This window comes from Marinobacterium stanieri (assembly GCF_900155945.1).
Lineage (GTDB): Bacteria > Pseudomonadota > Gammaproteobacteria > Pseudomonadales > Balneatricaceae > Marinobacterium > Marinobacterium stanieri.
This window is the reverse complement of sequence record NZ_FTMN01000003.1, coordinates 380,403-401,841: the sequence shown is the minus strand read 5'-3', so window position 1 is coordinate 401,841 and position 21,439 is coordinate 380,403. Positions and strand designations below refer to the sequence as shown.

Sequence of the window (21,439 nt, the reverse complement as noted above, 5' to 3'; positions counted from 1 at the left end):
ACTGCTTTTACTGACCCGCTGTCAGGGTTTGGGTTCATTCCTGTCAGCGAACTGCTGCAGTTTGTCATGAATTTCCCGGCGTTTCACACCGCTTTTAATAAGCTCCTGATAATAATGGGTTAGGCGCTGCTCCAGCTCTGATTCACCCTGTGCAAGCTGACGGATCAGGTCGGTATCCATCCAGCGCCGTATTTTGCTGAACAGCACCCATTTGAACAGTACTGCCAACACTACAGAGATAACAATGATGACGATACTGAGCGTATCCATGCTAGCTGGCCTCCGCAATATCGACATAAAGGGTCAGGGGTTGACCGGGTCGCAGCAGGCTGTCTGCCTTCAGCTGGTTCCACTCCAGAATGTCACCAATGCTGACGCCAAACCGGCTGGCGATCACGGATAGGGAGTCGCCCTTACGAATCCGATAGCCGACCTTTTTGACCTGGGGCGAGCGAGCTTGTGTATCCGGCAACTTGATGTTGCCCGTAACGGGCTCGCTGGCACCCAGTACCAGCAGGGTCTGGCCTTCACGCAGTGTATCGCCGGGCGCCATCTGGTTCCAGCGTGCCAGGCTGCGAACACTGACACCGTAACGTCGCGAGATGCTCCAGAAGCTTTCGCCCTGGTTAACGGCATGGTAAAGCTTGTCGGTACTGGTCTGCTCAAGTCGCTGGCGCTGTGCCTGCTTTCTGCGGGTCTCGCTGAGGGCGTATTCGGTTGCTGGACGAGTGGGCTGAGGAACCAGTAGCGCCTGACCTGCTCGAATCATATTGCCCTTGATGCGGTTGCCCTGGCGAATAACATCTGTTGAGCTGTGGAAGCGCCGTGCAATGGTGCTGAGTGTATCACCGCGTTTGACGGTATAGCGGTGCCAGCTAACCCGTTGGTCCGCAGGCATGGCATCAAGGCTGGCCTGTAGCGAAACTGCCTTCTCAGCAGGTACCAGCAGTATATGAGGGCCCTCGGGGTCTGTTGCCCAGCGATTGAAACCGGGGTTTAGGCGGTAGAGAGCATCGGTGTCCATGCCGGCCAGCTCGGCAACTTCAGCCAAATCAATCTGGCCGCCAGTTTCTACCTGAGCAAAGTAGGGCTCGTTGCTGATGGGGCTTAATGTCAGTCCCAGCTGTTCAGCATCGCGTACCAGTCGTGCTACTGCCAAAAGTTTGGGTACATAGGCTTCTGTCTCGCGAGGCAGGTCCAGCGACCAGTAATCGGTAGGCTTTCCCTGTCGCTTGTTACGGCGAATCGCCCTGCTTACAGTACCGCCGCCCGCATTGTAGGCCGCCAGTGCCAACAGCCAGTCACCGTCGAAGCGCTTGTTAAGCTGCTGCAGGTAGGTGAGTGCAGCATCGGTAGAGGCCAGGATGTCGCGACGCCCGTCATACCACCAGCTGGAGCGAAGGCCAAAGTGGCGAGCGGTGCCCGGGATAAACTGCCAGGGGCCTGCTGCTCGGCCGTGTGAGTAGGCAAAGGGATCAAAAGCACTCTCGACGGCGGGCAAAAGCGCAATCTCTGCCGGCATGTCGCGTTTCAATACTTCGGTGATGATGTGGTGGTAATACGGAGCAGCTCTTTCACTTACCCGAAGCAGGTGAGTAGGGTGGCGCTGATACCATTTCAACTGGGTTTGCACGCGCGGATGGTCAATATCGACCGGCAGTTGCATGTGCAGTCGGGTCAACTCCCAAAGATCTTCGGGTGCCTGTTGCTCCTTGGTGTTACTGGAAGTGCCGGAGCGGTTGGCAGCAGTTTGGGTATTAGCCTGATCCTTGGCAGTTGCGGGCGAATTGGAGCTTTGCTCGGGTTTTATGTTGGCCGTCTGACAACCAGAGAGGACCAGGCCCAGTGCCGAAACCAGCACCAGGGTCGGTAAAGATCGCATTGCAACAGAATCCCAAAATAACCTTAAAAAACATGATTCTATGGATCCTGTTAAGAAGGGTCAATTTAGCAAACTGTCTAATATCAATATATGACGCTTAACAGAGGATTAAAGCAGGCTCAAAAACCGATATTTTAACGAAAATACCAGCGTTCTGAGCCTGGCTTTATCTGTGTGCGGGCTGGTTAAAGTGATTAATGCAGAGCGGTGTTAAAACTGGTTTTTCCATTCCCGAAGGGCTGCCAGTACTTCTACATCACTGCTCAGAGCATTGCCACTGAAGTGTTCGGCAGAGTTGATAACGGCTTGTACCTGTGTCCGCATATACGGGTTGATCAGTTTTTCCTGAGCAATGGTTGATGGCAGTGTCGGTTGATTGTTTTCACGCAACTTGTGACAGCGTTCACGGGTGCTGGTGATATCTGTGTTTTCGGGTTCTACACAGGCGGCGAAACTCAGGTTGGCCAGGGAGTACTCGTGGGTACAGTACACCTCGGTTGCGTCAGGCAGGCTGGCAAAATAGTGCATGGCGTCCAGCATCTGTTTGGCGGTGCCTTCAAAAAGGCGGCCACACCCAGCCAGGAAAAGAGTATCTCCGCAAAACAGTTGCGGGGTGCCTTGCGGCTGAAAAAAACTGATGTGGTCGCGTGTATGGGCCGGTACGGCTTGAATGGTTAATCCAAGGCCGATAATGTCGATTTCATCGCCCTGTGATAACGGCTGTGAAATGCCTGCAAACGGTGAATCCTTGGGGCCGTAAACAGGGACATCAAAGGCGGACACCAGTTGGGCAACGCCGCCGGTATGATCGGCGTGATGATGGGTGATCAGGATGGCATCCAATTCCAGCTGGTTTTCCTGCAGCCAGGTCATAACCGGGGTTGCATCACCAGGGTCGACAACAACTGCCTTGTTGCCTGCTGAAGCTCGGGTTAGAGCCCATATATAGTTGTCGTTAAAAGCCGGAATGGGAGTTACGGTAAACATGGGGAACTCCTGTGTCATAATTTGTGATGAGCAGCGCTTGGTTCAGGGCCTTGGATGACTACTGTATACTGGCGCCGGATGAGATGTCACAACTTTCAGGGCGCATGATGAAGTTCAGTGCACAGATGCCGCAACACAAACTGGCTCCGCTATTGGCCGAGTGGTTTGATTCCGAGCTGGGTCAGGAGCTGATCGAGCATGAGCGAGCCCTGGCCGAACAGGTGCTGCCGACCCTGTTTGGATACCACCTGTTGCAGGTCGGCTATGACTGCCGCCAAACACTGTTTGAAACCAGTCCCGTGTCACGCAAGGTAATGCTGATTCCGGCCATGCAGCTTGGCGCCGGACCGTTCACCATTTTGGCCGAGCATGAAGAGTTACCGGTTCTGAATAACGAAGTGGATGTGGTCATATTGCATCATGCGCTTGATTTCGCCACTAATCCGCATCAGGTACTGCGTGAAGCTGCGCGTGTACTCAGGCCGGGCGGGCATCTGGTCAGTTTCAGCTTCAACCCCGCCAGTTACTGGGGGCTAAGGCGTTTAACGAGGCGCCGAGTCCCGCCCATGTGGTCAGGTCATTTTATTCGCCTCGGGCGTTTGCATGACTGGTTGAGCCTGCTTGAAATGACGGAGCTCAAGACCCGATCAGCTTGCCATCACTTGCCTTTGAAAAGCCCGAAATGGCGTCAACGCTTGCGCTGGTTTGAGAAGCTGAGTCAGCGTGTGCCCATGCACAGTGGTGCCACCATGATGGTTTTGGCGCGCAAGGATGTGGTTGGCATGACACCGATTAAACCGGAATGGCGTCGCCGACGCATACTGAGCATGCCGGTACCTGAACCCAAGCCTACAGCCAGAGGATAAAGCTTGAAACCTGTTGAGATCTATACGGATGGTGCCTGTAAAGGAAATCCTGGCCCGGGTGGCTGGGGCGCTGTCTTGCGTTACGGTGAACATGAGAAAGAACTCTTTGGTGGTGAACCCGATACCACCAACAACCGCATGGAGTTGCAGGCGGCCATCTCCGCACTGGCGAGTCTGAAGCGTCCCTGTGAAGTTGTGCTCACAACCGATTCACAGTATCTGCGACAGGGTATTTTGAGTTGGTTGGCTGGCTGGAAGCGCAATGGCTGGAAAACGGCCGCGAAAAAGCCGGTCAAGAATATGGACTTGTGGCAGGCGCTGGATGAACAGGTTGCGCGGCATCAGGTTGAGTGGCGCTGGGTCAAGGGTCATAGCGGCCACCCTGGTAACGAGCATGCAGACCGGTTGGCCAATCGTGGTGTAGAGGAGTTTGGCAAGGCATGAGCATGAGACAGATTATTCTCGATACCGAAACCACGGGTATCGACCCGGAAGCTGGGCACAACATCATTGAGATCGGTTGTGTCGAAATGGTTAAGCGTAAGCTGACCGGGAACAATTACCATCGTTACATCAAGCCTGACCGTGAGGTAGAGGCCGAGGCGATTGAAGTCCACGGTATTACCAACGAATACCTGGCCGATAAGCCCAAGTTTGCGGCGTTGGCAGATGAATTTCTGGACTACATTCGTGGCGCGGAGCTGATCATTCATAACGCGGCATTCGACGTGGGCTTCATGAATGCCGAGTTGGCGCGTAATGGTATCGCCGAGCGGATTGAAGACATCTGTCAGGTAACCGATACCTTGGCACTGGCGCGGAAGAAATATCCCGGCCAGCGCAACAGCCTTGATGCGCTCTGTCGTCGCTACGGTATCGACAACTCGCATCGTGAGCTTCACGGCGCCCTGTTGGACTCCGAGATATTGGCGGATGTCTATTTGTCCCTTACTGGTGGGCAGACCAGTCTGCAGTTGGGTCAGAATGGTGGTGGCAGTGAAGAAGAGGGTGAAGTTATTCGCCGTATCGATACCTCTCAGTTGTCACTCAAGGTAATGCGCCCGAGTGAGGATGAACTGGCAGCACATGAGGCTTTTCTCGACCTGCTCGACAAGAAAAGTGACGGTGCTGTCTGGCGACGTGCTGATGCTGACCCGGTGACACATTAAGGGATTTGTGATGTTCTCTGTACCTGTTCGTTACTATTACCTGGCGTCTCAAGGCCGCTTGTTTGCTTTCGAAGGCGAGCAGGTGTTGAGTCGAGAACAAGCTGATCGTTTCAGGCCCTTCGCCGAAGCGGAATTAAGTGTGGGCGAAGGTGTGGGGTTGCTGATTGTCCCGGCTGAGATTCTGGCGGGAGCTCAAGAGATCGCCTTGCGTGCATTACTGGCCAGTGCGGCAGATGAGCTGATGTTTGCTCAGCACTCCAGGGCCGCCCAGCTGGCAACCTGGCATGATCAACACCGCTTTTGTGGGCGTTGTGGAACGCCCATGTCAGACCATGAAAAAGATCTGGCACGGCAGTGCCCTCAGTGTCATCTGACTCAATATCCGCGTATCTCGCCTTGTGTGATTGTGCTGGTGCGCCGAGGTGAAAAGTGTCTGTTGGCACGGGCGCCGCATTTTGCCCCGGGTCGTTTCAGTACCCTGGCGGGCTTTATCGAAGCGGGGGAAACGGCAGAGCAGGCGGTTGCGCGCGAAATCATGGAAGAAGTAGGGATTGAGGTAGGCAATGTGCGTTTCTTTGCCAGCCAGTCCTGGCCGTTCCCGCATCAGCTCATGCTGGGCTTCTTTGCTGATCATGCGGCAGGTGAGCTGCAGCCGGATGGGGTGGAAATAGTTGAGGCCGACTGGTTTGGCGTGGGTGAACTGCCGGACTTGCCGCCGCAGTTCAGCATCTCACGCCAATTGATTAACCATTTCTTCTCTGAGCAAATCAGCGATTGAACAGCTTGCCCAGTTTGGTGGCCAGCATGACGTTGCCTTCGGCACGCAGCTGGCCCTTGAGGTAAGCGCTCATGCCATCCTGCTCGCCGCTGATGACAGCCGTTAACGTGGCCTGATCCAGATGCAGGGTGAGGCTTGGGTCATCATGCAGGCCGATCTGACTATCGCAGCCATCAGGCCTTACATGTACGTAAAACGAGTCCGCATCTGTCAGGCGGAATTGGATAACGGCATCGAGGCCCTTGGCATTTTCCGCATTGAACTTCTGCGGCATTTTTTGCACGATCCGGTCGATGCTGAGCAGCTCGGTCATGAGTGAAAGTATCCTGAAATAGAGTGACATGATTCCCAGAGGATCTATGGTACAGTAGCCGGATTCTTAAGCGAATACACGGGTTTACCGGAGATTGAACTTGACAGCCTTTGTTGCGGAATATGGCCTTTTTCTGGCCAAGGTTATTACCCTTATTGCAGGTGTTCTGTTGTGTGTTGGTGGCATTGCTGCAGTGGTTGCTCGCCGTCGCGAACATCAGCCGGATGGACACATTGAAGTCAAGAGCCTGAATGACCGCTTTGATGAAATCAAAAGCGATATCGAAGCGGCGGTTGTTGACGAGGCGTTGGCCAAACAACATGAAAAGGCGCGCCGCAAACAGGAAAAGGCTGAAGCCAAGGCTCTGAAAAAGACCTTGAAGCAGGGCAAGGATCCCGAGAAAAAACGCACGCGAGTATTCGTGCTTGATTTTGATGGCGATATCCATGCTTCTGACGTAGACCGTCTTCGTGAAGAAGTCAGTGCGGTGCTGATGATAGCTGATCAGGATGATGAGGTTGTGCTGCGCCTTGAAAGTGGTGGTGGTCTGGTTCATGCCTACGGTTTGGCCAGTTCGCAGCTGGAGCGCTTCCGCTCGCGCAACATCCGCCTGACCGTGTGTGTCGATAAGGTTGCGGCCAGTGGTGGTTACATGATGGCGTGCATTGCCGACCATCTGGTGGCAGCGCCTTTCGCGCTTGTGGGTTCCATTGGTGTGGTCGCGCAATTGCCTAATTTCCACCGTCTGCTTAAAAAGCACGACGTGGATTACGAAGTGCTTACCGCCGGCGAATACAAGCGCACCTTGACCGTATTCGGCGAAAATACCGAAAAAGGCCGGCAGAAGTTTGTCGATGAGCTGGAAGATACACATACCCTGTTCAAGGAATTTGTATCCGAGCACCGCCCGCAACTGAATATGCCTGAAATTGCGACCGGTGAAGTCTGGTTTGGCAAGCGTGCGCTGGAGCATAAGCTGGTTGATGCCGTTACAACCAGTGATGATTACCTGTTTGATCTCTGCCGAGAACACGATGTATTTGAGGTCAGCTACGAAGTTAAACAGAGCCTGCAGGACCGCCTGGGTCATCTGACGGCAACAGCTGCTGACGGTGCCTTGTCCCGTATTTGGCAGCGCGTGCTCAATAGTCGATTCTTGTCTCGATAAGGGCGCACGGGTGGTCGCCAGTCGACCATTTGATATTCTAGATTGATGGCAATGGAACAGCAGATGTACGACTCAATCGATACCGCCGGCAGGATACTGCGTGCGGCCGAAAAGCTCTTTGCCGAGCAGGGTTTCAAAGGCACGACCATGCGTCAGATTACCACCGAAGCGGATGTTAATCTGGCGGCGGTAAACTACCACTTCGGCTCCAAAACCGGGCTCATTCATGCTGTTGCCGGCCATACTCTGGAGCCCTTGTGTCAGGATATTGAAGCGGCCCTTGCCGAGCATGGTCGCACCGAGGTTGTTCCGCTTGGTCCATTGCTGAATATTCTGGCCTCGGCTTTGGTGCGCATTCACCAAAGCAACCCCTATGCATTGTCAGTACTGATGCGTTGTCTGGAGCAGGCTTACCGGCCAAATCAGGCCGAATTACAGGCATTTCTACTCAACACCTATGGCGCAAGGCTGCATCACTTCCTGCAGCACCTGCGCCATGGCAGTGGCGTTGAAGGCGAAAGTGAATTTTTCTGGCGTCTTCACTTTCTGCTGGGCTCGGTGGTGTTTACGCTCTCAAACCTGCATGCGCTGGTCGCGCTCGATGCTGAAAGTGACAGCGATGAAACAGCGCTGGAGCCAGTTTTGCGCCGTCTGGTGCCGGTATTGACGGCTGGCATGCAAGCACCGGTACAGCGCGAGATCAGCTGATGCTGTCATTAACCGTTTCCATTCGTCAGCAACGTCTGTCTGTCATGCAAGGCGATGAGTGCCTGGTCGTTTATCCGGTCTCGACGGCCAGTGCTGGCGCCGGCGAGCAGAACGGCAGCGGCTGTACACCCCGTGGGCGCCATTATGTGCGTGCTTGTATCGGTGGCGGGCTTCCCTCGGGAACTGTTTTTGTTGGTCGGCGTCCCACAGGGGAGGTATACACCCCGGCGCTGGCCGCGGAATATCCTCAGCGTGACTGGATACTGACCCGAATTCTCTGGCTTTGTGGTCTTGAGACCGGCCGAAACCGGGGCGGCTCAGTGGACACGCAGCGACGTTATATCTATATCCATGGCACCCCCGATACCGAACCTATGGGTGTGCCGCGTTCTCATGGCTGTATTCGCATGCGCAATGCAGACTTGCTTGCGCTGTTTGACCAGGTGCAGCCGGGAACGCCCATCCTGATCGAGGAGTAAGATCGTGACTACAGGCGTATTGATGCTGGATCTGGCGGGAACGGAATTAACCGACCAGGAGCGTCTCCTTCTGGCAGCTCCCGAAGTCGGTGGCCTTATCCTCTTTGCCCGCAACTATGAATCCCCTTCGCAATTAAAGGGCCTGATGCAGGATATTCGAGCTGTGCGTGAGGATATTCTTGTCTGTGTGGACCATGAGGGCGGTCGGGTCCAGCGTTTCAGGGACGGCTTTACCCGTTTGCCGCCCATGGCAGTTCTCGGGCAGCGTTGGCAACAGGCGCCGGCTGAAGCAATTGCCTGGGCCCATGAATTGGGCTGGCTGCTGGCGTCCGAACTGCGTGAATACGACATCGATTTCAGCTTTGCACCGGTGCTTGATCTGGACTGGGGCAACAGCAGTGTTATTGGTGACAGGGCCTTTGCTGACAATGCGACTGCCGTGACTGAGCTGGCCGGCGGCATAATGGCGGGCATGCACGAGGCAGGTATGGCTGCTACGGGCAAACACTTTCCGGGACATGGCTGGGTAGCTGCCGACTCACATCTTGAACTCCCGGTTGATGAGCGCAGTTTCGCCGAGATTGAAGCGGATGACCTTCAGCCCTTTGTTGCTCTGGCGGGGCGTGGGCTTGATGCGGTAATGCCGGCTCATGTGATCTATCGCCAGGTATGCTCGGCGCCTGCAGGCTTTTCCCAATACTGGTTGCAGCAGGTGCTGCGTCAGCGTCTGCACTTTGATGGCGTGATCTTCAGTGATGACCTAAGCATGGAGGGGGCCGGTTACGCCGGTGACTTCAAGCAACGCTGTGATCTGGCGCTGGATGCGGGCTGCGATATGGTGCTGGTCTGCAATAACCCTGAGGCGGCGGGCCAGGTGTTGGCGCATCTGCAGCAGCGCAAGGTATCAGCCCACCCGCGTCTGCAGCGTATGCGTGGTCGCCCGTTTGCCGAGGTGGATGCGGAGCGCCTGCAACGTGCGCGTCAGTTGGCTGAGCGACTCGTTGGAGGCGCCTGATGCTGGAGCAGTTGCTGACCCCCGCAGTCTCTCGCTTCGTGGAGTTCTGGCCCTGGCTGGATGACTATCGCTGGCAGCTCGGCGCAACCCTGCTGGTGTCACTGGTATGGGTGCTGACTGTTCTGTTCAATATGGTCATGAGCCGATTGATCAGCCACCTCAGCCATCGAGGATCACAACTGGATGGTCAGTTGCTCAAGGCCGCACGTTCGCCTCTAAGGGCCATGATCTGGGTGCTGGGGCTATCCCTGCTGCTGGAAATCCTTGATCGCAACGATCTGGCCGCTACCGGTGCGATCGGTGATGAAGTCCGGCGCTTCGGGACCATCCTTATTCTGGCCTGGGCCGGTTTGCGTTTGATCAAGGTAATTGAAGACTGGGTGATCGGTGCCACGGGAAGTCGGCAGCGCATGGATCGCACTTCGGCCGATGCCATTGCCAAGTTGATGCGCCTGATTCTCTTTGTACTGGTCGGCCTGACCCTGTTGCAATCAGCGGGTGTCAGTATCTCCGGTATTCTCGCCTTTGGTGGTGTGGGTGGTATTGCAGTCGGCTTCGCGGCGCGTGATCTGCTGGCCAATTTCTTTGGCGGCCTGATGATCTATATGGATCGCCCTTTTCGCGTTGGTGACTGGGTGCGCTCACCAGATAAGGAGATCGAGGGGACAGTGGAGCATATCGGCTGGCGCCTGACGCGTATTCGCACCTTTGATCAGCGCCCGCTATATGTACCCAATGCAACCTTTATCAATATCGCGGTCGAAAACCCTTCGCGCATGTTCAATCGACGTATATTCGAACATGTGGGCGTGCGTTATGACGATGTTAGCCGGGTGCAGCAGATTGCGGATGAAATACGTGAAATGCTGTCCGAGCACGATGAGATTGATACCCGTCAGACACTGATCGTGCACCTGAACCGCTTTGGTCCTTCGTCACTGGATATCATGGTGTACACCTTTACCAAAACCACGCAATGGGTGCGATATCATGAGATCAAGCAGGATGTCATGCTGAAGATCGCGCAGATCATTGAACGCAACGGTGCTGAGTTCGCCTTCCCGACCCAGACCGTGCATTTGGCAGGTACAGAATCAGAAGAGCCAGCCTTTGCAGGCTTTCCGCAGGCAGGTGAGGGGCAGCTGCGTAAATGAGTCGTAGCGGTAATGCCCAGCAGCGCTGGCTCAAGCAGCTTTCACGCACCGGTTCCAGCTGGATTCGCTTATCCATAGCGCTGGGGCTGGTGTCTGGCCTGCTCCTCATCCTTCAGGCGCATATCCTGGCCAGTGTGATTCATGACACCCTGTTTGCCGATGGCAGCCTGATGGATCAATGGGGGGCTTTGGCACTTTTCCTGGGTGCCTTGCTGCTCAGAGCCTTGCTGTCACCGATCAGGGAGTGGGCTGGACAGCAAAGTTCAACCCGGATACGTCAATCCTTGCGCCAACAGCTACTGCAGAAGCTGGCACAGCTGGGGCCGGCCTACACTTCCGATGAACGCAGTGGTCGACTGGTCAGTGAGTTGATGGAGCAGGTTGAGGCCCTGGATGGCTTTTTTGCTCGTTACTTGCCGCAAATGTCGCTTGCTGCCCTGTTACCGCTGGTATTCCTTGCCTTTGTGTTTCCGGTTAACTGGGCCGCTGGCCTGATTTTCCTGTTTACCGCACCGCTCATCCCTCTGTTTATGGCGCTGGTGGGCATCAAGGCCGCCGAAGCCAATCGTCGAAATTTTGAAGCGCTTTCACTGCTCGGTGCGCAGTTCCTGGATATAGTGCAGGGCATACTGACACTGAAGCTATTTGATCGCAGTCGCGAGCAGGCGGATGTGGTAGCCAGTGGTGCCGAAGGTTTTCGTGTACGTACGATGCAGGTGTTGCGCCTTGCGTTTCTGTCCTCTGCGGTACTGGAATTCTTTGCTTCCATTTCCATTGCGGTTGTTGCCGTATACCTTGGCTTCAGCTTCCTTGGTCATCTCGACTTCGGTTACTGGGAGTCCCCGGTTACCCTGTATCAGGGGTTGTTTATTCTGCTGCTGGCGCCTGAGTTCTACCTGCCGCTAAGGGAGCTGGGTACGCACTACCATGCCAAGCAAGAGGCGGTGGCTGCGGCTGATCGCTTAAATACCCTGCTTGATCAGGACAGCCTGTCCTTGCCATCCGAGGGGCAAGGCCTGGATGGCGCCATCAAGTCAATCGAAATCAGTCAGGCTCAGCTCAGTTATCCGGGGCAGACGCAGCCGGTCTGGTCTGACCTGAATCTGAAGCTTGTATCGGGGCGGCTGGTCGCGCTAATAGGTCGCAGTGGCTCGGGAAAATCATCGTTGTTGCAGGCGTTGTTGGGTTTCAGGGCACTTGATGCCGGTGAGATACGTGTCAATGGGCGCTTGTTGAGTGATGTAGGTACCGATGCCTGGTTGTCTCGTGTTGCCTGGGTGAGCCAGCATACCAGCCTTCTTCCCGGCACCTTGCGGGAGAATCTGCTGTTTGCAGCACCTGAGGCGGGGGATCAGGATCTCTATGCTGCCCTTGAAGAGGCTAATGCATTGGAATTCGTGCAGCGTTTGCCGGAAGGTCTGGATACCCGGGTCGGTGAGCGAGGTGTCGGGCTTTCTGGCGGTCAGATACAGCGAATAGGGCTGGCGCGCGCCTTTTTGAAAAATGCCCCTGTGCTGTTGCTGGATGAGCCGACGGCCAATCTGGATCGCGACAGTGAGCACCTGGTGCTGCAGGCGCTGGAGCGTTTGTGCCAGGATCGGCTGGTCTTGATGTTGACCCATCGTCGCGCCTCCATGTTGCGGGCTGATGAGATCTGGCGGCTGGAAGAGGGCAGGTTGATCGCGGTGGAGGCTGAGTACTGATGCGAGCACTGGTCCCCTTTATTCGATTGATGCGAGCGCATCTGGGCTGGGTTGTGCTGGGCATGCTGGCGGGCCTGTTAACGTTGCTTGCCAGTGTCGGACTTTTGACCCTGTCTGGCTGGTTTATTTCAGCGACAGCACTGGCCGGAGTGAGCCTGGTGACTGCGCAGGCGTTCAACTATTTTACCCCGGGTGCCGGTGTCAGGGGTTTTGCCATCCTGCGCACAGCTGGACGCTATGCCGAGCGTATCACCACCCATGAGGCGACCTTCCGGTTGTTGGCCCAGTTGCGGGTATGGTTCTATACGCGCCTTGAGGCTTTGGGGCCTGCGCACCTGCAGCGGTATCGCTCCGCTGACCTGCTCAATCGACTGGTCAGCGATGTTGATGCGCTGGATAACCTTTATCTACGTGTTCTGGCGCCTACCTTCATCGCAGGGCTGATCGGTCTTTTGGGCGTGTTTTTCCTCAGCCTGTTCAGTGTCCCTGTAGCGCTTGTTGCTCTGGCAGGTTTGGTACTGGCGGGTGTGGGTGTTCCCTGGCTTGCGAATCGCGCCGGTCGCCGTTTGGGGCGTCGGCAGGTCGAGTTGACGTCCCTGCTGCGCACCGAGCTGACCGGTATGGTTCAGGGCCTGGCAGATTTGAGTATTTATGGCGGCGTGGACAGGGTTGTACAGCGTACGCAGAAGGCCGAGCGGCGCCTGTATTCGATTCAGCGGCGCATGGCGCTGATCAGTGGTGCGGCTTCGGGGCTGAACACGCTGATAGCGGGTGCCAGTACTTTGCTGGTATTGGTTATCGGTGTGGCCATGGTGCAGGAGGAGATGATTGCGCCGGCGATGCTGGCCATGCTGGTATTTTGTGTGCTGGCACTGTTTGAAGCAGTGGCGCCGCTGCCGCTGGCGTATCAGTATTTGGGGCGAACTGCAGCTGCTGCCGAGCGGTTACAAGAGGTGGCTGAAGCCGAACCTGAGGTTGTGTTCCCGCAGGCAGGGGTAGAGCCGGTTGCGCCGGGCCGTATCGCATTTACCGATGTCAGTTTTCGCTATCAAGAGGCTGCACCTCTGGCGCTGTGTGATTTCAATTTGACCATCGAGCCAGGAGAGTCGGTGCTCATTCTGGGGCATACAGGCAGTGGCAAGAGTACCTTGCTGAACCTGCTCGCGCGTTTCCATGACGTTACCCGTGGCGAGGTTGAATTGTCTGGTACACCTGTTCGCGATTTCAGTGAGTCACAGTTGCGTGCCCAGATAAGCACGCTGTCGCAGCCTGTTGAGCTTTTTGCCGGTACCCTGGCCGACAACTTGCGATTGGGTAACCCGGCGGCTGATGATGCGGCACTGTTAGAGGTGTTGAGTATCGCCCGGTTGGATCAAGAGTTGGGTGATCGGCCCCTGATGTATTCAGTGGGTGAGTCAGGTGGGCGACTGTCAGGCGGCCAGCGAAAGCGTGTGGCGCTTGCCCGTGCCTTGCTGCGAGAAGCGCCCATTCTGTGGCTGGATGAACCGACCGAGGGTCTGGATATCGACACCGAGCGTCTTGTGATGCAGGCAGTGCTTGGCCGCTGTGCATCTCAAACGCTGGTCGTGATCAGCCATCATTTGCAGATGGCCGATCAGTTTGACCGTGTTGTGATTCTGGATGCTGGTCGTATTGTCGAGCAGGGCAGGCCTGCTGAGCTGGCGGCGGATACAGGCAGTCGCTTCAGTGAATTGCTGGAGCTGTAGATAGCCTGCCGATCAGGTACAGGCCTGTGGGAACAGGCCTTAGTTCACCGGTCGAATGCGCAACAGGACCCCGAATTTGGGGTGATCTATGTAGTGTGTTTCCTTTGAGCGCATGCGGCGGGACTGGCTGAGTTGCCAGGTATTGGCCGGTGTTTCTGCTTCTGCCGGAAAGCCCACCACTTCTGGTGTCTCTACGCTATTCTCTGAACTACTGTCGTCAACACCCTGGTCCATCGACGCTGTTTCGGCGGTTTGCACGGGTGTGCTGGTGTCGCGCGGCATGTCGACCAGACGGTTGGATGTAAGCTGCAGGTTCGGCTGGGCATGCAGGAAGCGTTTCTTGTAGATGCTCAGATTCCCACTCAGAGCATAATCCTCGAAATTGGCATCAATCAGAACCTTGCGTGCGCTTGACGGGCCACCAATCGGCTGCAACCAGCCCTTATGATAGAGCAGGGCGTAGTTGCCGCTGCGAGATAAGGCTGCAGCATCACCCCCCAGTTGCAGGTCGCCGGTTGGCAGTTGCTCGAAATACTGGAGCGGGTAGCCGTTCCAGGGCGACAGGGTAATGCTGCCCAGTGTGTCCGGTGCTTCCAGTCGAGGCCAGAATTCGCCGCCATCATCGCTGTTCAGGTTGGCAAAAACGACCATTTCGACCTTGTACATGTCTGCTGCCTGCAGGCTGGTAGCAGCCGCAGTGAGGCTCAAGGCCAGGGCGGTTCGGCGAAAAAACTTGGTCATGGTTCAGCGATTCTCCTTGGCTGACAATTGTCCCAGCAGGGCTTCAACGGCGGTGAAGCGAGATGCAGGTTTTTCCATGGGCTGAGTAAACCTGAGTATGTTGGCGCCGTCCAGTTTGAAATGCTTCGGCTGACGCTGAATCATGTTAATAATCACCATTGGGTCAATAGAGGGCTCGGCCTCAAACTCGATTCGGCCACCCTTGTCGCCGGCATCCAGTTTTACAATCCCAAGCGCTTCAGCCTTGAGTTTGATCTGGGTAAGGCGCATCAGGTTGCGGGTTGATTCCGGCAGCAGGCCGAAACGGTCGATCATTTCAACCTGCAACTCATCCAGTTCGGCTTCGCTGCCGGCGTTGGCGATACGCTTGTACATGATCAGGCGATTGTGTACGTCTGGCAAGTAGTCGTCCGGTATCAGTGCCGGCAAATGCAGATTGATTTCGGTGCCGTGATTGAGTGGTTTGTCCGGGTCTGGCGTTTTGCCTTCCTTGATGGACTGTATGGCCTGGTCCAGCATCTCCATATACAGGCTGAAACCTACGCTCTGCATTTGGCCGCTTTGCTCTTCGCCAAGCAACTCGCCGGCACCGCGAATTTCAAGGTCGTGAGTCGCCAGGGTAAAGCCGGCACCTAGAGTGCTGGATTGGCCGATGGCTTCAAGGCGCTTCTGCGCGTCTTTGGTCAGCAGTTTAACCGGCGGTGTCAGCAGGTAGGCGTAGGCCTGGTGGTGCGAACGTCCTACACGGCCACGCAGCTGATGCAGCTGCGCCAGACCAAACTTGTCGGCACGGTCAATGATAATGGTGTTGGCACTGGGAACATCGATACCGGTTTCGATGATGGTGGTACAAACCAGTACATTGAAGCGCTTGTGATAGAAATCACTCATCACCTGTTCCAGCTCGCGTTCACGCATCTGGCCATGACCGATTGCAACGCGAGCCTCAGGAACCAGGTTGCTGATCTCTTCGGCCACGCGGTCGATACTCTTGACCTCATTGTGCAGGTAATACACCTGACCGCCACGCAGCAACTCTCGCAGTATCGCCTCCTTGACCAGGGGTGTCTCGCTCTGGCGTACGAAGGTTTTCACCGAGAGGCGTCGAGCCGGTGGCGTGGCGATGATGGACAGGTCACGTATGCCGGACATGGCCATATTCAGGGTACGAGGGATTGGCGTGGCCGTCAGGGTAAGGATATCCACCTCAGAGCGCAGGCTCTTCAGGCGTTCTTTCTGCTGAACGCCAAAGCGGTGCTCTTCATCGATGATCACCAGTCCCAGATTTTTGAAGTTGATGTCACCCTGCAGCAGCTTATGCGTGCCGATCAGTATATCGACCTTGCCCTCGTCGACGGCCGCCATGGTTAGCTGCTGATCTTTTGCGCTCTTGAAGCGGGAGATAAGCTCGATATTCACCGGCCAGTCGGCAAAGCGGTCACGGAAATTCTCAAAATGCTGTTGGGCCAGCAGGGTAGTCGGCACGAGTACAGCGACCTGCTTGCCGCTTTGTGCGGCAATGAAGGCGGCGCGCATGGCAACTTCAGTTTTACCAAAGCCCACATCGCCACAGACTAGTCGATCCATGGGGGTAGCGGCTCGCATGTCACTGACAACCGCCTCGATTGCGTTGGCCTGGTCGGGAGTTTCTTCAAAGGGGAAGCTGCTGGCGAATTGCTGATATTCCTGTTCTTCAAATCCAAAGCTGAAGCCCTTGCGGGCTGCACGTCGGGCGTAGATATCGAGCAACTCTGCGGCAGAATCACGTACCTTTTCAGCGGCCTTGCGGCGCGCCTTGGACCACTGTTCGGTTCCCAGCTTATGAAGCGGTGCGGACTCATCGCTGGCCCCGGAGTAGCGCCCAATCAGATGGAGTGAGGCAACGGGGACATAGAGTTTGGCTTCATTGGCATATTCGAGCACCAGAAACTCATTGTGCTGCCCATCAAGCTCGATGGTTTGCATGCCTTGATAGCGACCGACACCGTGGTCCACGTGTACGACGGGTGCGCCAATGGTCAGTTCGGACAGGTGGCGAATGGCCTGGTCGGCATCGAGCTGTTCCTTTTCCCGGCGCCGGCGCTGGAATATCTGCCGGCCAAACAGCTGTGTTTCGGTAATCAGGTGAAAATGACCGGGCAGGCTAAGCCCTTGCTCCAGCGGGAAGGTCGTGATCGCAAGGGGAATGTCCGACTCAATGAAGGCCGACCAGTTACTGCATTCAGTCAGTGGCAATCCCGCTTTTTGCGCATGCTCCATAAGCGCTTCGCGGCGGCCTTCTGACTCTGCACAAATCAGCACGGGATCGTTATGTTGCTGACGAAACTCAATCAGATTCAGCAGTGGGGCCTCACGCGCTGATGATGTCAGGTCGGGTGGCGGTTCGCTGGGCAGGTTATCGCGGCCCGGGCGAACATCCTCTGCTTCCTGTGTAGTACGCAGCACAGGACGCTGGCGCAGTTCTGAGAACAGCTCTTCGGTGCTGATGAAAAGTTCTTCAGGCGTAAGTACAGGGCGCTGCAGGTCTCTGCAGCGCTCCTGATAGCGTTGGCTGACATCCGTACTGAAATGATCAGCTGCCGATTTGAGATCGGCATCATGCAAGATCAGTGTGCTCTCTGGCAGGTAGTCGAGCAGGGTGGCCATGCCATCAAAAAACAGTGGAGAGTAATACTCGATGCCGGGAGGCGTCAGCCCGCTGGATACATCCTGATAAATAGGACACTGGGTATGATCAACGTCAAAACGCTCACGCCAGCGCTGTTTGAACTGGCTGATGGCCGCTTGATGGAACGGAAATTCACGCGCAGGCAGCAACCGGATGCGTTCTACCTTCTCGATGGAGCGCTGTGATTCCGGATCAAAGGTGCGAATGCTGTCGATTTCATCATCAAACAGATCGATGCGCAGCGGCAGGTCGCTACCTGTAGGGTAAAGATCGATGATGGCGCCGCGGATGGCAAACTCGCCATGCTCGTAAACCGTATCTACGGCGGTATAGCCGGCATCAATGAAACGCTGGCGCATTGCCAGGCTGTCCAGTTTTTGTCCCTGTTCGAGGAAAAGTGCGTTGGCGGTAACAAAGCTGATCGGTGCAATACGATGCAACAGGGTGCTGACCGGGACGATTAAAACGCCGCGCTTCTGCTCAGGCAGCTGGTGAAGGGTGCGAACGCGCTCGGAGATAATGTCCTGATGCGGTGAAAAACTGTCATAGGGCAGTGTCTCCCAGTCGGGGAGCAGGTCAGCCGGAAGTTCCGAGTTGGTATAGAAACGGACTTCCTGCAGCAGGCGTTCGGCAGTTTCCATATCCTGGCTGACCAGAAGGATCATGCCGTCATGCTCGCGGCTCAGTTGCTGCACGAGAAGGCCTGTCGCGCTGCCCCTTATCTGGCCAATACGCTTGATATCTCCAGGGCCTCTGGGAATCGGAACCTTGATTGCTGCAGTCAACGCTTGCTCCTCGCTCCATGCTGGTAAAGGCACTATTGTACCTTCTGGTGAGGGTGTTCGCAGCTGGTGGAGACACTAAGGACCAAAGTATACGGTGTCAGGTTTGCCCCCGATGGCCGAAAAGAGGATAATGCGCGCACCCAAATTGAGCGATGACAATTTCGGAGTTACCTCGTGAGCCAAGAAATGATTTTCGCAGACTGGAAAGCCCGTGAAGCAATCGCAGAAGCGATGGTGCCCCTGGTTGGCCGTCTGTACCGTGACCGCAACATTGAAATCTCTGTATACGGCCGCTTGATCGTCAAGCGTTCCGTTATCGATATCCTGAAAGCACACCGCTTCGTGCGTCAGATCGAAGGTGAAGAGATCTCCGTTGTGGATACCTTCCCTGTGCTGGAAGCCGTCGCTGCGATGGATGTGACCAATGCGCACATCGATATCGGCAAGCTGGCGGTTAAATTCCGCAACGAAGGCGATGGTCGCACTCTGCAGGCATTCCTGCAGGAAGAGCTGGCTGGTGCTTCCACTGAGCCGGCTGAAGCTCACGAAAGCACTGATGTCGTCCTGTACGGTTTCGGTCGTATCGGCCGCCTGCTGGCGCGCCTGATGCTGGATCGTGCCGGTGGTGGTCACTCTCTGCGTCTGCGTGCCATTGTTGTGCGCAAGGGCAAGGCAGAGAACGACCTGGAGAAGCGTGCCAGCCTGCTGCGTCGTGACTCCGTGCATGGTTCCTTCAAGGGCACCATCCAGGTAGATGAAGAGAACAACGCACTCATCGCCAATGGTAATTACATCCAGATCATCTTCGCTGATGGCCCGGATCAGGTTGATTACACTCAGTACGGCATCAAGAATGCTCTGGTGATCGACAACACTGGTATCTGGCGTGATGAAGCTGGCCTGTCTCTGCACCTGAAATCCAAGGGTGTTGCACGTGCGCTGCTGACTGCGCCGGGTAAAGGCGTCAAGAACATCGTGATGGGTGTGAACCATCAGGACGTTAACGACGATGACCGCGTTCTGTCTGCTGCATCCTGCACAACAAACGCCATTGTTCCGGTTCTGAAAGCCGTAAACGACCAGTTTGGTGTTGTAAATGGTCATGTTGAGACCGTTCACTCCTACACCAATGACCAGAACCTGATCGACAACTACCATAAAGGTGATCGTCGTGGTCGCGCAGCTGCGCTGAACATGGTTCTGACCGAAACCGGTGCTGCCAAGGCTGTTGCCAAGGCGCTGCCGGAGCTGGAAGGTAAGCTGACCGGTAATGCCATCCGTGTACCGACTCCGAACGTTTCCATGGCGATTCTGAACCTGAACCTGGGCAAGGATACCGACAAGGAAGAGCTGAACGGTTATCTGCGTGATGCTGCTCTGTACTCTGATTTGCAGAAGCAGATCGACTACAGCAACTCACCGGAAGCGGTTTCCTCTGACTTCGTTGGTTCTCGTGCAGCAGGTGTTGTAGATGCACTGGCGACCATTGTTGATGGCAACCGTTGCGTTCTGTACGTCTGGTACGATAACGAGTTTGGTTACAGCTGCCAGGTAATTCGCATGGCTCAGCACTTGGCCAAATGCACTCTGGATGCTTTCCCGGAAGCCAAGCACTAAATAGCTCGGTTTTTGAACACTAAAGGTCGCCGTGAGCGGCCTTTTTTGTATTTGATACTTTATATATCAATACGAAATAACCATATATGTAAAAGATCTATTACGAAGATTACATTTTGATGGCTGCAGGCCCAAGTAAAACAGTGGCTTGTAGAAAAATAACCGGAGTCTCGGTTATACTTGCAGGGATTTTTTGGTGGGAATTTCCCTGCATGAAGGGGTGGGCGCAAGTCGTTGTTTAGATTGGACGTTAGTCGAGTCTAAAGGCTGCGTCATTAAGTTGTGCAGAGAACCTCCTAGATATTTTTGTAAGTTGGGTGAGACTAATGATCAAGATCAATAAAGGTCTGGATCTGCCTATCGCGGGCGCACCGGAACAGACCATCACTGATGGTGCTGCCGTGCGTACCGTAGCTCTTCTCGGCGAAGACTACGTCGGCATGAAGCCGACCATGCTCGTCAAGGAAGGGGATCGGGTAAAACTCGGTCAGGCGATCTTTGCCGATAAAAAGACAGAAGGGGTCAAGTACACGGCTCCCGGCGCGGGTACTGTGAAAGCAGTAAACCGTGGCGAGCGTCGTGTGCTGCAGTCAGTGGTCATTGAACTGGATGATCAGGAAGAAGCAGTTGAGTTTGCCAAGTACCCGGCAGCTGAGCTGGGTCAGCTGACCCGTGAGCAGGTTGAAGAAAACCTGGTTGCTTCCGGTCTGTGGACTGCATTCCGTACCCGTCCGTTCAGCCGTGTACCTCAGCTTGGCACTACGCCCAGCTCCATTTTTGTTACCGCTATCGACACCAACCCGCTGGCTGCTGATCCGGCCCTGGTGATCAAGGAACAGGCAGACGCTTTCAAAAGCGGCCTGACCCTGCTGACCCGTCTGGGTAGCAAGCAGGTATTCCTGTGTAAGGAAAGCGGTGCAGATATCCCTTCAGTTGATGGTGTTCGTACTGAGGAATTTGCCGGCAAACACCCCGCAGGTAATCCCAGCACCCACATCCATTTCCTTGACCCTGTGTCTCAGGATAAAACCGTTTGGACTGTCGGTTACCAGGATGTAATCGCATTTGGTCAGCTGTTTGCCGAAGGCAAGCTGCCGACACAGCGTGTAATCGCGTTGGGTGGCCCTCAGGTCAACAAGCCGCGTCTGGTACGTACCCGTCTGGGTGCCAGCACCGAAGAGCTGACCGCCTCTGAACTCAAATCCGGCAAGAACCGTATCATCAGTGGTTCAGTCTGGAATGGTCGTCGTGCAATGGGCCCTCATGGCTACATCAGCCGCTACGCCACCCAGCTGAGCGTTCTGCTGGAAGGTGATAGCCGTGACTTCATGGGCTGGATTGCGCCGGGCAGCAACAAGTTCTCCGTACTGAACATGTTTGCGTCCGTGTTTGCGCCGGGCAAGAAGTTCGATTTCACCACCACGACGAACGGATCCGAGCGGGCAATGATTCCCGTGGGTCAGTTCGAAGCGTTGATGCCGCTTGATATCCTGCCGACCCAGCTGCTGCGTGCACTGGTTACCGGCGATATCGTGACCGCGATGCAGCTCGGTTGTCTTGAGCTGGATGAAGAAGACCTGGCTCTGTGCACCTTCGCGTGCCCGGGCAAGTATGAATACGGTCCGATTCTTCGCGACAACCTGACGCGCATCGAGAAAGAGGCGTAAGAGAGGCTGGTC

The 21,439-nt window shown here is 55.5% G+C and carries 19 protein-coding genes; 13 read left to right on the top strand and 6 right to left on the bottom strand.

What is annotated here, in order from left to right:
- Window positions 1–21: 21 nt before the first annotated feature.
- The 3 genes from BW956_RS09375 to gloB form a co-directional block, all read right to left on the bottom strand.
- Window positions 22–270: a hypothetical protein gene (locus BW956_RS09375; RefSeq protein ID WP_010325481.1), complete on the bottom strand. Its 249-nt coding sequence runs from the start codon at window positions 268–270 to the stop codon at window positions 22–24.
- Between the two features lies 1 nt (window position 271).
- Window positions 272–1,882, bottom strand: a complete 1,611-nt coding sequence (locus BW956_RS09370; RefSeq protein ID WP_076462521.1) for a LysM peptidoglycan-binding domain-containing protein — start codon at window positions 1,880–1,882, stop codon at window positions 272–274.
- 210 nt (window positions 1,883–2,092) lie between these two features.
- The gene (gloB, locus tag BW956_RS09365; RefSeq protein WP_076462520.1) at window positions 2,093–2,869 is read right to left on the bottom strand and encodes a hydroxyacylglutathione hydrolase; all 777 of its coding nucleotides are present in this window, start codon (window positions 2,867–2,869) and stop codon (window positions 2,093–2,095) included.
- A 50-nt stretch (window positions 2,870–2,919) separates the two neighbouring features.
- On the opposite strand from gloB, the gene BW956_RS09360 reads away from it, so the two are divergent.
- From BW956_RS09360 to nudC, 4 genes are read left to right on the top strand one after another with little or no spacing between them, the layout of a single operon-like run.
- Window positions 2,920–3,735, top strand: a complete 816-nt coding sequence (locus BW956_RS09360; RefSeq protein ID WP_010325478.1) for a class I SAM-dependent methyltransferase — start codon at window positions 2,920–2,922, stop codon at window positions 3,733–3,735.
- 3 nt (window positions 3,736–3,738) lie between these two features.
- Complete coding sequence (gene rnhA / locus BW956_RS09355) at window positions 3,739–4,179, top strand: ribonuclease HI (protein ID WP_076462519.1); 441 nt, start codon at window positions 3,739–3,741, stop codon at window positions 4,177–4,179.
- Between the two features lie 2 nt (window positions 4,180–4,181).
- Window positions 4,182–4,904, top strand: coding sequence for a DNA polymerase III subunit epsilon (gene dnaQ, locus BW956_RS09350; RefSeq protein ID WP_076462641.1), 723 nt, complete (start codon window positions 4,182–4,184; stop codon window positions 4,902–4,904).
- 10 nt (window positions 4,905–4,914) lie between these two features.
- Window positions 4,915–5,682: an NAD(+) diphosphatase gene (gene nudC, locus BW956_RS09345; protein WP_076462518.1), complete on the top strand. Its 768-nt coding sequence runs from the start codon at window positions 4,915–4,917 to the stop codon at window positions 5,680–5,682.
- Here the strand turns inward: nudC and BW956_RS09340 are convergent.
- Window positions 5,672–5,995 carry an SCP2 sterol-binding domain-containing protein gene (locus BW956_RS09340; RefSeq protein WP_010325474.1) on the bottom strand — a complete coding sequence of 108 codons (324 nt, stop codon included), beginning with the start codon at window positions 5,993–5,995 and terminating at the stop codon, window positions 5,672–5,674. The two genes, nudC and BW956_RS09340, sit on opposite strands and share 11 nt — an antisense overlap.
- 100 nt (window positions 5,996–6,095) lie before the next feature.
- On the opposite strand from BW956_RS09340, the gene sohB reads away from it, so the two are divergent.
- Genes sohB through cydC form a run of 7 tightly spaced genes read left to right on the top strand, consistent with a single transcriptional unit; the run spans window position 6,096 to window position 13,949 of the window.
- Window positions 6,096–7,163, top strand: coding sequence for a protease SohB (sohB, locus tag BW956_RS09335; RefSeq protein ID WP_010325473.1), 1,068 nt, complete (start codon window positions 6,096–6,098; stop codon window positions 7,161–7,163).
- 51 nt (window positions 7,164–7,214) lie between these two features.
- Entirely contained in the window at window positions 7,215–7,871 is a 657-nt protein-coding gene (locus BW956_RS09330) for a TetR/AcrR family transcriptional regulator (RefSeq protein WP_244894343.1), read from the top strand.
- A complete protein-coding gene (locus BW956_RS09325) occupies window positions 7,871–8,350 on the top strand; it encodes a L,D-transpeptidase (protein ID WP_076462517.1) in 480 nt (159 codons plus the stop codon). Before BW956_RS09330 ends, BW956_RS09325 begins: the two co-directional genes overlap by 1 nt.
- Window positions 8,351–8,372: 22 nt before the next feature.
- On the top strand, window positions 8,373–9,365 hold the full coding sequence (gene nagZ / locus BW956_RS09320) for a beta-N-acetylhexosaminidase (RefSeq protein ID WP_076462516.1): 993 nt from the start codon (window positions 8,373–8,375) through the stop codon (window positions 9,363–9,365).
- Window positions 9,365–10,519, top strand: a complete 1,155-nt coding sequence (locus tag BW956_RS09315) for a mechanosensitive ion channel family protein (protein WP_076462515.1) — start codon at window positions 9,365–9,367, stop codon at window positions 10,517–10,519. Before nagZ ends, BW956_RS09315 begins: the two co-directional genes overlap by 1 nt.
- Window positions 10,516–12,222 (top strand): thiol reductant ABC exporter subunit CydD, encoded by a 1,707-nt coding sequence (gene cydD, locus BW956_RS09310; protein ID WP_076462514.1) that lies wholly within the window; start codon window positions 10,516–10,518, stop codon window positions 12,220–12,222. The genes BW956_RS09315 and cydD overlap by 4 nt, the downstream gene beginning before the upstream one ends.
- On the top strand, window positions 12,222–13,949 hold the full coding sequence (cydC, locus tag BW956_RS09305) for a thiol reductant ABC exporter subunit CydC (protein ID WP_076462513.1): 1,728 nt from the start codon (window positions 12,222–12,224) through the stop codon (window positions 13,947–13,949). Before cydD ends, cydC begins: the two co-directional genes overlap by 1 nt.
- A 39-nt stretch (window positions 13,950–13,988) precedes the next feature.
- On the opposite strand, the gene BW956_RS09300 is transcribed toward cydC, so the two are convergent.
- Together BW956_RS09300 and mfd are read right to left on the bottom strand one after the other, a co-directional pair.
- Entirely contained in the window at window positions 13,989–14,690 is a 702-nt protein-coding gene (locus tag BW956_RS09300; protein ID WP_076462512.1) for a CsiV family protein, read from the bottom strand.
- Window positions 14,691–14,693: 3 nt separating this feature from the next.
- On the bottom strand, window positions 14,694–18,143 hold the full coding sequence (gene mfd, locus BW956_RS09295) for a transcription-repair coupling factor (protein WP_076462511.1): 3,450 nt from the start codon (window positions 18,141–18,143) through the stop codon (window positions 14,694–14,696).
- 174 nt (window positions 18,144–18,317) lie between these two features.
- Here mfd and BW956_RS09290 point away from each other — a divergent pair, with 174 nt between their 5' ends.
- Together BW956_RS09290 and BW956_RS09285 are read left to right on the top strand one after the other, a co-directional pair.
- Window positions 18,318–19,760 (top strand): glyceraldehyde-3-phosphate dehydrogenase, encoded by a 1,443-nt coding sequence (locus BW956_RS09290; protein WP_029511336.1) that lies wholly within the window; start codon window positions 18,318–18,320, stop codon window positions 19,758–19,760.
- 326 nt (window positions 19,761–20,086) lie between these two features.
- Window positions 20,087–21,427, top strand: a complete 1,341-nt coding sequence (locus BW956_RS09285; RefSeq protein ID WP_076462510.1) for a Na(+)-translocating NADH-quinone reductase subunit A — start codon at window positions 20,087–20,089, stop codon at window positions 21,425–21,427.
- The last annotated feature ends 12 nt before the right edge of the window (window positions 21,428–21,439 follow it).